General features: G+C 63.6%; 11 protein-coding genes and 1 pseudogene. 10 read left to right on the forward strand and 2 right to left on the reverse strand.

The annotated features are described in order from the left end of the window. Positions 1–142: 142 nt before the first annotated feature. Entirely contained in the window at positions 143–1,453 is a 1,311-nt protein-coding gene (gene xylA, locus ACX93L_RS00990) for a xylose isomerase (RefSeq protein WP_459403116.1), read from the forward strand. 213 nt (positions 1,454–1,666) lie between these two features. On the opposite strand, the gene ACX93L_RS00995 is transcribed toward xylA, so the two are convergent. Next, a complete protein-coding gene (locus tag ACX93L_RS00995) occupies positions 1,667–2,686 on the reverse strand; it encodes a LacI family DNA-binding transcriptional regulator (RefSeq protein ID WP_459403117.1) in 1,020 nt (339 codons plus the stop codon). A gap of 182 nt (positions 2,687–2,868) precedes the next feature. On the opposite strand from ACX93L_RS00995, the gene ACX93L_RS01000 reads away from it, so the two are divergent. From ACX93L_RS01000 to ACX93L_RS01025, 6 genes and pseudogenes are all read left to right on the forward strand, one after another. Then, a complete protein-coding gene (locus ACX93L_RS01000; protein WP_459403118.1) occupies positions 2,869–4,395 on the forward strand; it encodes a sugar ABC transporter ATP-binding protein in 1,527 nt (508 codons plus the stop codon). 71 nt (positions 4,396–4,466) lie between these two features. Continuing rightward, positions 4,467–5,477, forward strand: a pseudogene (locus tag ACX93L_RS01005) (ABC transporter permease). Positions 5,478–5,544: 67 nt separating this feature from the next. After that, positions 5,545–6,489 (forward strand): substrate-binding domain-containing protein, encoded by a 945-nt coding sequence (locus tag ACX93L_RS01010; RefSeq protein ID WP_459403119.1) that lies wholly within the window; start codon positions 5,545–5,547, stop codon positions 6,487–6,489. Between the two features lie 195 nt (positions 6,490–6,684). Then, a complete protein-coding gene (locus ACX93L_RS01015; RefSeq protein WP_459403120.1) occupies positions 6,685–7,737 on the forward strand; it encodes a sugar phosphate isomerase/epimerase family protein in 1,053 nt (350 codons plus the stop codon). A 147-nt stretch (positions 7,738–7,884) separates the two neighbouring features. Beyond that, the gene (locus ACX93L_RS01020; RefSeq protein WP_459403121.1) at positions 7,885–9,054 is read left to right on the forward strand and encodes a Gfo/Idh/MocA family protein; all 1,170 of its coding nucleotides are present in this window, start codon (positions 7,885–7,887) and stop codon (positions 9,052–9,054) included. Positions 9,055–9,256: 202 nt separating this feature from the next. Then, a complete protein-coding gene (locus ACX93L_RS01025; protein ID WP_459403122.1) occupies positions 9,257–10,630 on the forward strand; it encodes a GH1 family beta-glucosidase in 1,374 nt (457 codons plus the stop codon). Between the two features lie 57 nt (positions 10,631–10,687). On the opposite strand, the gene ACX93L_RS01030 is transcribed toward ACX93L_RS01025, so the two are convergent. Further along, positions 10,688–11,086, reverse strand: coding sequence for a winged helix-turn-helix transcriptional regulator (locus ACX93L_RS01030; protein ID WP_459403123.1), 399 nt, complete (start codon positions 11,084–11,086; stop codon positions 10,688–10,690). A gap of 163 nt (positions 11,087–11,249) precedes the next feature. On the opposite strand from ACX93L_RS01030, the gene ACX93L_RS01035 reads away from it, so the two are divergent. The 3 genes from ACX93L_RS01035 to ACX93L_RS01045 all read left to right on the forward strand — a co-directional run bounded on the left by ACX93L_RS01035 (position 11,250) and on the right by ACX93L_RS01045 (position 14,057). Continuing rightward, positions 11,250–11,882: an NAD(P)H-dependent oxidoreductase gene (locus ACX93L_RS01035; RefSeq protein WP_459403124.1), complete on the forward strand. Its 633-nt coding sequence runs from the start codon at positions 11,250–11,252 to the stop codon at positions 11,880–11,882. Between the two features lie 476 nt (positions 11,883–12,358). After that, the gene (locus tag ACX93L_RS01040) at positions 12,359–13,399 is read left to right on the forward strand and encodes a methionine ABC transporter ATP-binding protein (RefSeq protein WP_459404115.1); all 1,041 of its coding nucleotides are present in this window, start codon (positions 12,359–12,361) and stop codon (positions 13,397–13,399) included. After that, positions 13,389–14,057 carry a methionine ABC transporter permease gene (locus ACX93L_RS01045; RefSeq protein ID WP_459403125.1) on the forward strand — a complete coding sequence of 223 codons (669 nt, stop codon included), beginning with the start codon at positions 13,389–13,391 and terminating at the stop codon, positions 14,055–14,057. Before ACX93L_RS01040 ends, ACX93L_RS01045 begins: the two co-directional genes overlap by 11 nt. Positions 14,058–14,062: the final 5 nt, after the last annotated feature.

Below are 14,062 nucleotides of genomic sequence, written 5' to 3' on the forward strand. Positions count from 1 at the left end.
TCGCGGGGAGAGGGGACTGCCTCTGCAGTGCGGCTTGTTCCTTCTGCCCGTGACAACGGGGAGAAGGAACCGGCAGGCGGATGAGGGGCGGCGCCTTGACGGCGCAACAGGCAGGAAACACGAACCCAGGAGGAAACAACCAATGAGCACAGGCTTTTTCGGCAATACCCAGAAGATCAAGTATGAAGGCCCCGACAGCACCAATCCGCTCGCCTTCCGCCACTACAACCCGGACGAATTGGTCATGGGCAAGCGCATGGAAGACCATTTGCGCTTCGCGATCGCCTACTGGCACACCTTCACCTGGCCGGGCACCGATCCGTTCGGCGGCAACACATTTGAGCGCCCCTGGTTCAAGGACACGATGGACGCCGCCAAGTTGAAGGCCGACGTCGCCTTCGAATTCTTCCAGTTGCTCGGCACGCCCTATTACTGCTTCCATGATGCGGATGTGCGTCCGGAGGGCCGGAACTTCGCGGAGAACACGCGAAACCTCGAGGAGATCGTCGACTACTTCGCCGAGAAGCAGGCGGCCACGGGCGTCAAGCTGCTCTGGGGTACGGCCAATCTCTTCTCGCATCGCCGCTACATGTCGGGTGCCGCCACCAATCCCGATCCGGACGTCTTTGCCTTTGCCGCGGCGACGGTGAAGACCTGCATCGACGCGACCCAGAAACTCGGCGGCGAGAACTACGTGCTGTGGGGTGGCCGCGAAGGCTACGAGACGCTTCTCAACACGGATCTGAAGAAGGAAATGGACCAGATGGGCCGCTTCCTCAATCTCGTGGTCGAGTACAAGCACAAGATCGGCTTCAAGGGCACGATCCTGATCGAGCCGAAGCCGCAGGAGCCGTCGAAGCACCAGTACGACTATGACGTCGCCACCGTCTACGGCTTCCTGAAGAACTATGGCCTCGAGAAGGAAGTGAAGGTAAATATCGAGCAGGGCCATGCGATCCTCGCCGGCCATTCGTTCGAACATGAACTAGCGCTCGCCAACGCGCTCGGCATCTTCGGCTCGATCGACATGAACCGCAACGACTATCAGTCCGGCTGGGATACCGACCAGTTCCCCAACAACGTGCCGGAGATGGCGTTGGCCTATTACCAGGTTCTTGCCGGCGGCGGCTTCACGACGGGCGGCACGAATTTCGACGCCAAGCTGCGCCGCCAGTCGCTCGATCCGGAAGACCTGCTGATCGGCCATATCGGTGGCATGGATTGCTGTGCCCGGGGTCTGAAGGCTGCCGCGAAGATGATCGAGGACAAGGCGCTGTCGGCTCCGCTCGAGGCTCGCTATGCCGGTTGGGGGAGCGCCGAAAACCAGAAGATGCTGCGCGGCGAGGAAGGCCTCGACGCGATCGCGTCCCGGGTTTCGGCTGGGGACATCAATCCGCAGCCGAAGTCGGGCAAGCAGGAACTGCTCGAGAACGTCGTCAATCGCTACGTTTGATTTCGACGCCTTGAGTGCGTTTGGGGGCCGGGGCGCGGAAGCGTCCCGGCCTTTGGTTGTCCAAACGCCCGTCATCCTCGGGCTTGACCCGAGGATCCACGGTCGTGTGCCGACACGACCGCCTGTTCGGCGGACGGGGAGGGCGACGGCACCGATGGACTGCAGCGCGCCACGAACGGGCCGCCGGCGGTATGCCCGTGGCAATCCTTCTCCCTACCGTCTCGGCGGTGCCGTCACTGATCCCCGCACGATCAGGTCGGGGAGGATCAGGATCTCGCGCTTTTCGCCGAGCGGCGTGGCGAGCGTTTCGAGCAGCAGGGCCATGGCCTGTTTGCCGATCGCGGTCCGGGGCTGGCGGACGGTGGTAAGCGCCGGATTGAGGTAGGTCGCCTGCGGTACGTCGTCGAAGCCGATGACGGAGAAGTCGCGCGGCAGGTCGTAGCCGCGGGCGGCAAGGCCGTTCATCACGCCGACGGCGGTGGCGTCGTTGACGCACATGAAGGCGGTCGGCAGCGTGTCGCGCATGAACAGCTGCTCGACCGCCAGGCGGCCGCTTTCGATCGAGCCTTCGCCGTCGATGATCATGCGCTGTTCCGGCGGGATGCGGGCGGCATCGAGCGCCATGTCGTATCCCTTGCGCCGGCGGACATGGCCAAGCCGGGTCTTCGATTCGCCGACGAATGCGATCGAGCGGTGGCCGGAGGCGAGCAGGTATTCGGCGGCCTTGCGGGCGCCGGCGGTGTCGTCGACGCCGACATAGGAAATGGTGCTGCCGAAGACCGGCTCGAACACCGCGACGGAGGGTGGCAGGCGCTGGGTCATCGCCTGATGGCCAAAGGGTTCGTGGCCGGTGAAGAGCACCATGCCGGCGGCCTGGCTGGAACTGAGGAACTTCAGATATTCGAGGCCGCGTTCCGGGTCGTTCTGGGTATGCCCGATCAGCACGCCGTAGCCATGGGCGCGTGCCTCGTTTTCCAGTCCGACGAGGATGCTGGAAAAGTTCGGATCGCCGATGTCCGGCGCGAGCACCAGGATCATGTTGGAACGGCCCATGCGCAGCGACCGCGCCATAGCGTTGGTGGTGTAGCCGGTGATGGCGATCGCCTGGTTGACGCGCTGGCGGGTGGTCTTCGCTACCTTCTCCGGCGTGTGAATGGCACGGCTGACCGTCGCGATGGAGACTTCCGCGAGGCGGGCGACATCTTCGATCGTGGCAGGCGTGGAATTCGACACGGCTGAAAGGCCCCGTTCCCCTTGGGTTTTGAATGGCTTGCGGCCAATTCGGCAGCCCCGCAACCGCCAAAGCGGAACGGGATGGAACAATCCCCAATAAAGCTCGATGTAAACCTTTACATGGATGATGTAAAGGTTTACACAAAACGACATAAGCGGTTGAGGAGCCGCGGGAGGACAGCATGACACTGGGTGGTGACGCGCCGCGCACGGCTGTGCTTGCGGCCGAGCGAATCTCGAAGTCTTTCGGCGAAGTGCAGGTGCTCTTCAGCGTCGATTTCGACGTGCTGCCGGGCGAGGTTCATGCGCTGGTGGGCGAGAACGGCGCCGGCAAGTCGACGCTGGTCAAGATCCTGTCCGGCTTTGAAAGCCCAACCTCGGGGAGGCTGCTGCTCGACGGCCAGCCGGTGACGCTTCCGGCCAATGGTGCGGCCGAAGCGCTCGGGATCGTCCTGATCCACCAGGAATTCAATCTTGCCGAACATCTGACCGTCACCGAAAGCCTGTTCCTCGGTCGCGAAGTCACGCGTTTTGGCGTGCTCGACCGACGTTTCATGCGCGCCGAGACACGCCGGGTTCTAGACCAGCTCGGTTCGCACATCGATGAGGACGCGCTGATCAGCTCACTTGCCGTTGCCGACAAGCAGATGGTGGAAATCGCCAAGGCGATCAGCCGCGATGCGCGCGTCGTCTTCATGGATGAGCCGACCGCCGTGCTGTCGCGAGAGGAGACGGATATCCTGTTCGATCAGGTACGCAAGCTGCGCGACGCAGGCACGAGCTTCGTCTTCGTGTCGCACAAGCTCGACGAGGTGATGGAGTTGACCGACCGGGTCACCGTGCTGCGCGACGGCCAGTGGATCAAGACGGCGCCGACATCGCTGCTCGACGGCGAAGCGATTGCCCAGCTGATGGTCGGCCGCGAGCTTTCGAGCCTCTATCCGACGAAGCACGAACCGAATGTCGATGAGGAGGTCGTGCTTTCCGTTGCGGGGCTCTGCACCGGCTATGTGCGCGATGCGAGCTTCGAGCTGCGCAAGGGTGAGGTTCTCGGTTTCTCGGGGCTGATCGGGTCGGGGCGCAGCGAGCTGATGGAAGCGGTTGCGGGTTTGCGTCCGCGCCTTGCCGGTGAAGTACGCGTCAAGTCGCAGCCCCTTCCGCCCGGCGATTTCCGCGAGGCCAACCGGCGCGGGCTCGCCTACATGACCAAGGATCGCAAGGGCAAGGGACTGTTGCTTGGCGAGGGCATGACGGCGAACCTGACGCTGCAGTCGATCGAACGCCATGTGCGGCACGGCTATCTCGATCCGGCGAGCGAGGCGAATGCCATGGCGCGTGCCAAGCGTCGCTTCGATATCCGGGTGCGCGACGAAAAGGTGCGGGTCGGGCGCATGTCCGGCGGCAACCAGCAGAAGCTACTGCTGGCCAAGATCATGGAAACCGAGCCCGAGATCATCATCATCGACGAACCGACGCGCGGCATCGACGTCGGGACCAAGCAGCAGATCTACCATTTCATCGCAGCGCTGGCCCGCGAGGGGCGCTCGATCATCGTGGTGTCCTCCGAGATGCCGGAGGTCATCGGCCTCTGCACGCGCGTCGCCGTGATGCGCGAGGGCCGCATGGTCGGGATGCTGGAGGGGGAGGAGATCTCCGAACAGATGATCATGCGCTATGCGGCAGGGTTGCGGCGGCAGGCAAGCGCCTGAGGCGCGACTGCGGCACGGGAAGAAGAAGGAGGGCGATCCGCGACCGGATCGCCGGGAGGTCGAGATTGAACATGTCTGTCAACGGTAGCCCCGAACCCCAGGCCCAGCGGCACACGCTGTGGCGGGACGTCGATCTGAGAGCCGTCGCGCCGTTCGCGGCGCTTGCGCTGCTGCTCGTTATCGGCGCGCTGGTCAATCCGAACTTCATCGGGCTCACCAATCTTGCCAATGTCGCGACGCGCTCGGCCTTCATCGCCATCATTGCCGTCGGCGCGACCTTCGTGATCTCGTCCGGCGATCTCGATCTTTCGGTCGGCTCGATGGTCGCCTTCGTTGCGAGCCTGATGATCCTGTTCATGAACTCGGGCGCGATCGCCGATCCGTCGCTGATGCTGACGGCGGCCGTCGTGCTTGCGGTGGTGATCGGCGGGGCCTGCGGACTGGCCAATGGCCTCATCACCACGGTCGGGCGGATCGAGCCCTTCATCGCCACGCTCGGCACGATGGGCATCTATCGCGGGCTGACCACTTGGCTGAGCCAAGGGGGCGCGATCACGCTTGGTTCGCCGGATCTGCAGACGCTCTACCGGCCAGCCTATTTCGGCTCCGTGCTCGGCCTGCCTGTGCCGATCCTGGTGATCCTGATCGTCACTGCAATCGCCGCCTTCATCCTCTATCGCACCCGCTATGGACGGCATGTCGTGGCGGTCGGTTAGAACCGGGACGTGGCACGCTATTCCGGCATCGTGGTCGACCACGTGCGCACCATCGCCTTCGTGATCCAGGGGCTCTGCGTGGCGATCGCGGTCCTTCTCTACGTGCCGCGCCTGGGCTCCACCTCGGCGACCACCGGCATTCTCTGGGAGCTGCAGGCCATCACCGCGGTCGTGGTCGGCGGCACGGCGCTGAAGGGCGGGGCAGGGCGCGTGTGGGGAACGATCTGCGGCGCCTTCATCCTCGAACTGGTCGGCAACATCATGCTGCTTTCCAACTTCATCAGCGAATACCTGATCGGCGCCATCCAGGGCTCGATCATCATCATCGCGATGCTCGTCCAGCGCTCGCTGACGCGCAGGTCGTGAACGGGCCGGGCTCAAGGGGTCGCCCGGTCCGATGCCGAAGGACCCCGGCATTATGGGAGGAAGAAACATGCACAAGAAACTGATGGGCATCGCGCTTGCGATGACGGCGCTGATCGGGGTCGCCCAGGCGCAGGAGGAAAAGACGATCGGGGTTTCGATCCCGGCGGCCGACCACGGCTGGACGGCCGGTGTCGTCTATCATGCCAACCGCGTGGCCGAGTTGCTGATGAAGGAGCATCCGGGTCTCAAGGTGGTGGTCAAGACTTCGCCCGATCCGGCGACCCAGGCCAATGCGCTGCAGGATCTCGAGGTGCAGGGCATCGACGCGCTCGTCATCCTACCGACCGATCCGGATCCGCTGGTCAACGCGATCAAGGAAGTGAAGGGCAAGGGGACCTTCGTGTCGATCGTCGACCGTGCGCCGTCCGTCAACGACAGCTCCGTGCGCGATCTCTATGTGGCCGGCAACAATCCGGCGCTCGGCGAAGTGGCAGGCCAGTACATCAAGGAAAACACGCCCGACGCAGAGGTGGTGGTGATCCGCGGCCTGCCGATCCCGATCGACCAGCAGCGCCAGGACGGTTTCGACAAGGCGATCGCCGGCTCGAACGTCAAGGTTCTCGACCGCCAGTTCGGCAACTGGAACCGCGACGACGCCTTCAAGGTCATGCAGGACTACCTGACCAAGTATCAGAAGATCGACGTCGTCTGGTGCCAGGACGACGACATGGCCGTCGGCGTGCTGCAGGCGATCGAGCAGGCCAAGCGCACGGACATCAAGTATGTCGTCGGCGGCGCCGGCTCGAAGGACATGATCAAGAAGGTCATGGACGGCGACAAGATGATCCCGGTCGACGTGCTCTATCCGCCGTCGATGGTCGGCACCGCAATGGAACTGACTGCCGCGGCGATCTACGACCAGGTCCCGGTCCACGGCACCTACACGCTCGATGCGACGTTGGTGACCAAGGACAACGCGCAGAACTACTACTTCCCCGACTCGCCGTTCTGAGCCTTCAGGCCAGACCAGGTTCCGCAAAACGATCGCCGGCCCTTCCTTGAGGGGCCGGCGACAGGCGGCCGCGGATGCTGCCGCAGTTCGCCATTTTCAATCTCTGCCGTTCCCCGGCTTTTCACGTTGTGCGATGGTTTTGTCGTGCTAAAAACGCTTACGGCAACGTTACAGTTTTCTTTGGGAGGAGAATACATGAAGACGATCAAGGGCCCCGGCATCTTTCTCGGGCAGTTCGCAGGCGATGCCGCTCCCTTCAATTCCTGGGATGCCATCACGAAATGGGCAGCCGAGAAGGGCTATGTCGGCGTGCAGGTGCCGACCTGGGCCGGGCAGCTGATCGATCTCAAGAAGGCGGCCGAATCCAAGGACTATTGCGACGAGCTCGCGGGCGTCGCGCGCCAGAACGGCGTCGAGATCACCGAGCTTTCCACCCATCTGCAGGGCCAGCTGGTGGCTGTGCATCCGGCCTATGACGAGGCCTTCGACGGTTTTGCCGCACCGGAGGTGCGGGGCAATCCGAAGGCACGGCAGGAATGGGCGGTGAGCCAGGTGAAATACGCGCTCAGGGCGTCGCGCAACCTCGGCATCAACGCGCATGCGACATTCTCCGGCGCGCTTGCCTGGCCCTTTGTCTATCCCTGGCCGCAGCGTCCGGCGGGCCTGGTCGAGACCGCGTTTGATGAACTCGCTCGCCGCTGGACACCGATCCTGAACTATGCCGAGGAACAGGGAGTCGATGTCTGCTACGAGATCCATCCGGGCGAGGACCTGCATGACGGGGTGACCTTCGAGATGTTCCTCGAGCGGGTGAAGAACCATTCCCGCGCCAACATGCTCTACGATCCCTCGCACTATGTGCTGCAGTGCCTCGACTATCTCGACAACATCGACATCTATAAGGACCGGATCAAGATGTTCCACGTCAAGGATGCCGAGTTCAATCCGACCGGCCGGCAGGGCGTCTATGGCGGCTATCAGGGCTGGGTCAATCGCGCAGGCCGCTTCCGTTCGCTGGGCGACGGCCAGGTCGATTTCGGCGCGATCTTCTCCAAGATGGCAGCCAATGATTTCGACGGCTGGGCGGTGGTCGAATGGGAATGCGCACTCAAGCATCCGGAAGACGGCGCGCGCGAGGGCGCAGAATTCGTCAAGCACCACATCATCCGCGTCACCGAACACGCCTTCGACGACTTCGCGTCGAGCGGCACCGATGATGCGGCGAACCGGCGGATGCTGGGGCTTTGAGCGACGGAATTTGCCCCTCACCCTGACCCGATCGGGGTCGAGCCACGTGTCTCGACCTGTCCTTCGGGCCCCCGCCAGCGGGGAGAAGGTTGCGGCAGCCGTATGAGGGGCAATTCCACTACATCAGATTTCTCCAGGAGGTATTTCATGGCAATCGAGGGAAAGACGGAAGCGCGGACGCAGAAAATCAGGCTCGGCATGGTGGGGGGCGGTTCGGGTGCCTTCATCGGCGGGGTGCATCGCATGGCGGCGCGGCTCGACGATCATTTCGAGCTGGTGGCCGGCGCGCTGTCCTCCACGGCGGAGAAGTCGCTGGCCTCGGGCCGTGAACTCGGCCTCGACCCCGATCGGTGCTACGGCTCGTTCGAGGAAATGGCGGAAAAGGAGGCGGCGCGGGCAGACGGCATCGAGGCCGTGTCGATCGTGACGCCGAACCACGTGCACTATCCGGCGGCGAAAGCCTTTCTCGAGCGCGGCATCCACGTCATCTGCGACAAGCCGCTGACGTCCAATCTCGAGGATGCGAAGAAGCTGAAGGCCGTCGCCGAGGCCTCGCGGGCGCTCTTCGTGCTGACCCACAATTACACCGGCTATCCGATGGTGCGCCATGCGCGCGAACTCGTGCAATCGGGCGCGCTCGGGGAGATCCGGCTGGTGCAGATGGAATATCCGCAGGACTGGCTGGCCGAGCCGATCGAACAGACGGGCCAGAAGCAGGCGGCCTGGCGCACCGACCCCAAGCAGTCGGGCGCCGGCGGATCGACGGGCGACATCGGCACGCATGCCTACAATCTCGGCTGCTTCATCTCCGGGCTCGAGATCGAGGAACTTGCCGCCGACGTGCACACCTTCGTGGCCGGCCGGCAACTCGACGACAACGCCCATGTGATGATGCGGTTCAAAGGTGGCGCCAAGGGGCTGCTCTGGTGCAGCCAAGTGGCGGTCGGACACGAGAACGGGCTGAAGGTTCGCGTCTACGGCACCAAGGCCGGTATCGAATGGGTTCAGGCGGACCCGACCTATCTGTGGTTCACCCGGCTCGGGGAGCCCAAGCAGCTGATCACCCGTGGCGGCGCGGGTGCCGGTGCCGCCGCCCAGCGCGTGACGCGCATCCCGAGCGGCCATCCGGAAGGGTATCTCGAGGCCTTCGCGACGATCTATTCGGAAGCGGCCGCGGCGATCAACGCGGCAAGGACCGGTGCGCCGGTCGATCCGGCGGTCACCTATCCGACCATCGACGACGGCGTGAAGGGTGTCGCCTTCGTCGAGGCCTGCATCGCCTCTTCGCGCCAGAACGGGGCCTGGGTAAGGCCCTGACGACAGGCGCCGCGGCGATTTTACTTGCCGCGGCACCTTTCATTGATGTTTTGTTGATCGCGAATTCTGAAACGTTGCAGAAAACGGCGGTCTGGCCTGTACCTTCGGGCTTGATTGGTCTAAACCGCGCGCGGCCAAATCCGTCGCCGGGCCGGAGCCTGACAAGGCCGGCGTGGCGCATCAGCAAAGACGAGTAGTTCCCATGATCGATCCGAAGAGCCTTGCCGCCCGTTTCCCCGGCGATTTCACCTTTGGCGTCGCGACCGCCTCGTTCCAGATCGAAGGGGCGTCGAAAGCCGACGGCCGCAAGCCGTCGATCTGGGATGCGTTCTCCAACATGCCGGGGCGGGTCTATGGCCGGCACAACGGCGACGTCGCCTGCGATCACTACAATCGCTGGGAGGCCGATCTCGATCTCATCAAGGAAATGGGCGTTTCGGCGTACCGCTTCTCGATCGCCTGGCCGCGGATCATCCCGGACGGCACCGGACGGATCAACGAGAAGGGTCTCGATTTCTACGACAAGCTGGTCGACGGGCTGAAGGATCGCGGCATCAAGGCATTCGCCACGCTCTACCACTGGGACCTGCCGCTGACACTGATGGGCGAAGGCGGATGGACGGCGCGCTCGACGGCCTATGCGTTCCAGCGCTATGCCAAGGTGGTCATGGCTCGCCTCGGTGACCGGCTTGATGCGGTGGCGACCTTCAACGAGCCGTGGTGCTCGGTCTGGCTTTCCCACCTCTACGGCATCCACGCTCCCGGCGAGAAGAACATGGACGCGGCGTTGCATGCGCTACACTACACCAATCTGGCCCATGGGCTGGGCATCGACGCGATCCGGCAGGTGGCGCCGCAGGTGCCGGCGGGTCTTGTGCTCAATGCGCATTCGGTCATTGCTGCCTCAGAAAGTGCGGCCGATACGGCGGCCGCCGAGCGGGCCTTCCAGTTCCACAACGGCGTGTTCTTCGATCCGGTGTTCAAGGGCGAGTATCCGGCCGACTTCCTCTCGGCGCTGGGCGACCGCATGCCGAAGATCGAGGACGGCGACATGGCCATCATCGGCCAGAGACTCGACTGGTGGGGGCTCAACTATTACACGCCGATGCGCGTTGCCGACGATCCGACGCCGGGCGCCGTATTCCCCGCGACGGCCGATGCTCCGCCGGTTTCGAAGGTGAAGACCGACATCGGCTGGGAGGTCTATGCTCCGGCGCTGAAGTCGCTCGTCGAAGGTCTCTACAATCGCTACGAGCTGCCGGTCTGCTACATCACCGAAAACGGGGCCTGCTACAACATGGGCGTCGAGAACGGCGAGGTCGACGACCAGCCGCGCCTCGACTACTACGCCGAGCATCTGGGCGTGGTCGCCGATCTGATCAAGGATGGCTTCCCGATGCGGGGCTATTTTGCCTGGAGCCTGATGGACAATTTTGAATGGGCGGAGGGCTACCGGATGCGTTTCGGTCTCGTCCATGTCGATTACGATACACAGGTCCGGACCGTGAAGAAGAGCGGCAAGTGGTACAGCGACTTGTCGCGGGAATTCCCGAAGGGCAACCACAAAGGCAGTTAAACCCGTGAGTCGTGCGTCCCCTGGCGAGCATCGCTGCCGCCGGCGGGGCGTCGCGCCTTACCCCAGGCGTGCAACTTTCGGGTCGGCCTGTTCCCCGGCATGCCGCGCGTCGAACTCGGCGCGAGCGTTCTTGATCTGGTCGTGATTGCGAAAGACCCAGCCGCCCATGGCCTGGATCGGCTCGCGAAGGGACTGGCCGAGTTCTGTCAACTCGTATTCAACCCGCGGCGGGACGGTCGGATAGACGGTCCGGCGGACCAGGCCGTCTCTCTCCAGCGCGCGCAGGGTCAGGGTCAGCATTCGTTGCGAGATGCCGACGACCGCGCGCTTGAGGTCGCTGAAACGGGTCGGTCCGTCGCCGAGGATCATGATGACGAGCACGCTCCACTTGTCGCCGATGCGTGACAGCATCTCGCAGACCGTCTGGCATTTGGCCGGATCATAGTGTTTCGGCATTCCTCTTCTCCCGCTGGTTGGTAACAAAAATGTGCCTTCTTGCGCGGTTTTTCAAGTTACCTATTTGAGCCTGGTTACTAAATGATACCGTGCGCCAGCTCCGCTCAGTCCGACCTCCCAAGGGACCGTTGCGAGGCGCGCGGAAACCAGGAAAGGTCAAACCGTGCTTCTCGAAAAACTCAACTGGCGCTACGCCACCAAGAAGATGGACCCCGCGAAGGTCGTTTCCGACGACAAGGTCGAACGCATTCTGGAGGCGGCCCGCCTGGCGCCGACGTCCAGCGGCCTGCAGCCCTACGAAATCATCGTCGTCACGAACCCGGAAACGCGTGCCAAGATTCGCGAGATTGCCTGGAACCAGGCGCAGGTCACGGATGGTTCGCATCTGTTGGTCTTCGCGGCCTGGGACAACTACACGCCCGAGCGCATCAACATGATGTTCGATCTCGTCAACAAGGAGCGCGGCTTCACCAACGAAGGTTGGGAGAATTACCGGAAGATGCTGCTCGACACCTATGTTCCGCGCGACCCGCAGGTGAACTTCGAGCATGCGGCGCGGCAGGCCTATATCGGTTTTGGCCTGGCACTCACCGCGGCCGCTTTCGAAGGCGTGGATGCAACCCCGATGGAAGGGTTCGACGCCGCGAAACTGGACGAGATCCTGGGGCTGCGCGAACGCGGCCTGCGCTCGGTCACCATCATGCCGATTGGTTATCGTGAGGAAGAGGGCGATTGGCTGGTGAACCTCAAGAAGGTTCGCCGGGCGAAGGACAGCTTCATCAGCGTCGTGAAGTGAGGTTTGAGGATGCCGGGGCTTCGGCCCCGGCATCTGTCCATCTGCCGTGTCTGGCCGTCCCGGCCATCGGCCCTCCGCCAAGGCGCCGGCGCCACGTCGAACGTCGATGCGGGCGATTGGTTGTGCCCGCGAGAGTTCGGCCCGATTTGGGCAAATATTCCCCGCGATCCGATTTAAGGCGGAAAAACATCCCTGTGCGGACCCGCCGACGGGTGCGATAAGCGCATCAGATTTCCGCAGCGCATAGCTGACTTGCGTCCCGCGGGTTTGAAAGGGTGAAACCAAAGATGTTAGAGCGACGCCGAACCGTCCGAATGTGTATGTCGCACTAAGCCGACATCCACGCATCTTTGCCGCAATCCTGCGGTTTTCACCGAAGAGAATTCCATGACCGACCGACCTGTTTCTCGCGCTGCCTCGCCGGGGGGTGTCCGATGATTGCGACTGCCGACCATACTGCCGGGACGGGGCGTCCCATGGTGGCCTTCGAAGGTGTCACCAAGCATTTCGGCGGTGCGAACGGCCAGACAGGCTTCACCGCGCTGGCCGGCATCGACTATTCGGTCCCGAAGGGCGCGATCAGCGGCATCATCGGCCGCTCGGGTGCCGGCAAGTCGACCCTGATCCGGCTCGTCAACGGACTTGAGCTGCCGTCCACCGGTAAGGTTCTGGTCGACGGCGTCGACGTCGGGGCACTGGACGAAGCAGGGCTCCGAGCGCTGCGCCGAGAAGTCGGTATGATCTTCCAGCACTTCAACCTGCTGTCCTCGCGCACGGTGCATGACAACATCGCCCTGCCGCTCGAGATCGCCGGTCTCGACCGCCAGGCGATCGATCGCCGCGTCAAGCCGCTGATGGAACTGGTCGGTCTTGCCGACAAGGCCGGACGCTATCCGGCGGAGCTTTCCGGCGGGCAGAAGCAGCGCGTCGGAATCGCCCGTGCGCTCGCCACCGAGCCGAAGCTGCTGCTCTCGGATGAAGCGACCTCGGCGCTCGATCCCGAGACGACGCAGTCGATCCTGGAACTCTTGAAGACCATCAACCGCGACCTCGATCTCACCGTGCTGCTGATCACCCACGAGATGGAGGTGGTGAAGACCATCGCCTCGCATGTCGCGGTGATCGACCGGGGACTGATCGTCGAAAGCGGACGCACCTTCGACGTCTTCACGGCACCGAAGCACGAGACCACCCGTGTGCTCCTCTCCGCGACGGTGGGGGCGAAGCTGCCTGAGTGGATCCGCTCCGACCTGAAGCCGGTACCGGCTGTCGGCGACCGGGCGCTCGTGCGCCTAGTCTTCTTCGGCGACACGGCCTTCCAGCCGCTGACGGCCCGGCTTGTCGCGGAGATCGGCACCGATCTCAACATTCTGGCCGGCGCGATCGACGAGATCGCAGGCGAGCCCTTCGGCTCGCTCGTCGTCTCCTATCCCGCCGATCCGGCGACACTCGAGCGGGCCAACCGCTTCTACCAGGAAACCGGTCTCGCCACGGAGGTGCTCGGCTATGGCGCCTGAAATGCTTATAAATCTGCTCGTCAAGGCTCTTTGGCAGACCCTGCAGATGGTCGCCGCGGCCGGTCTGCTCGGCACGCTAGTCGGCCTGCCGATCGGTGTCTTCCTCGCAACGAGCGCGCGCGGCGAGCTCTTTGCCGCGCCGGCTGTCAACCGGATTGTCGGTCTGGTGGTCAATGCGTTGCGCTCGACACCCTTCATCATCCTCGTCGTCGCGATCATTCCGTTTACCCGTTTGGTCACCGGCACCTCGATCGGCACGATCGCTGCGATCGTGCCGCTGACCATCTCGACCATTCCCTTCGTGGCGCGCCTGATCGAGGCGGCGATCCGCGAGGTCGACAAGGGCCTGATCGAGGCTGCGCGTGCCATGGGCGCCACGCCATTCCAGATTGTCACCAAGGTTCTGCTTGCCGAGGCAAAGCCCGGCATCACGCTCGCGCTCACCCTGACGCTCGTCAGCCTGATCGGCTATTCGGCCATGGTTGGCGCGGTCGGTGGTGGCGGTCTCGGCGACCTCGGCATCCGCTACGGATACCAGCGCTTCATGCCGGAGGTGATGCTGACGGTCGTGGTCGTGCTGATCGTGCTGGTGCAGGCCGTGCAGAGCGCGGGCGACCATCTCGCCCGCCGCTTCGACAAGCGCAGCCGTCGCAACTGAATTCC

It is taken from the genome of Rhizobium sp. CAU 1783 (assembly GCF_054551725.1).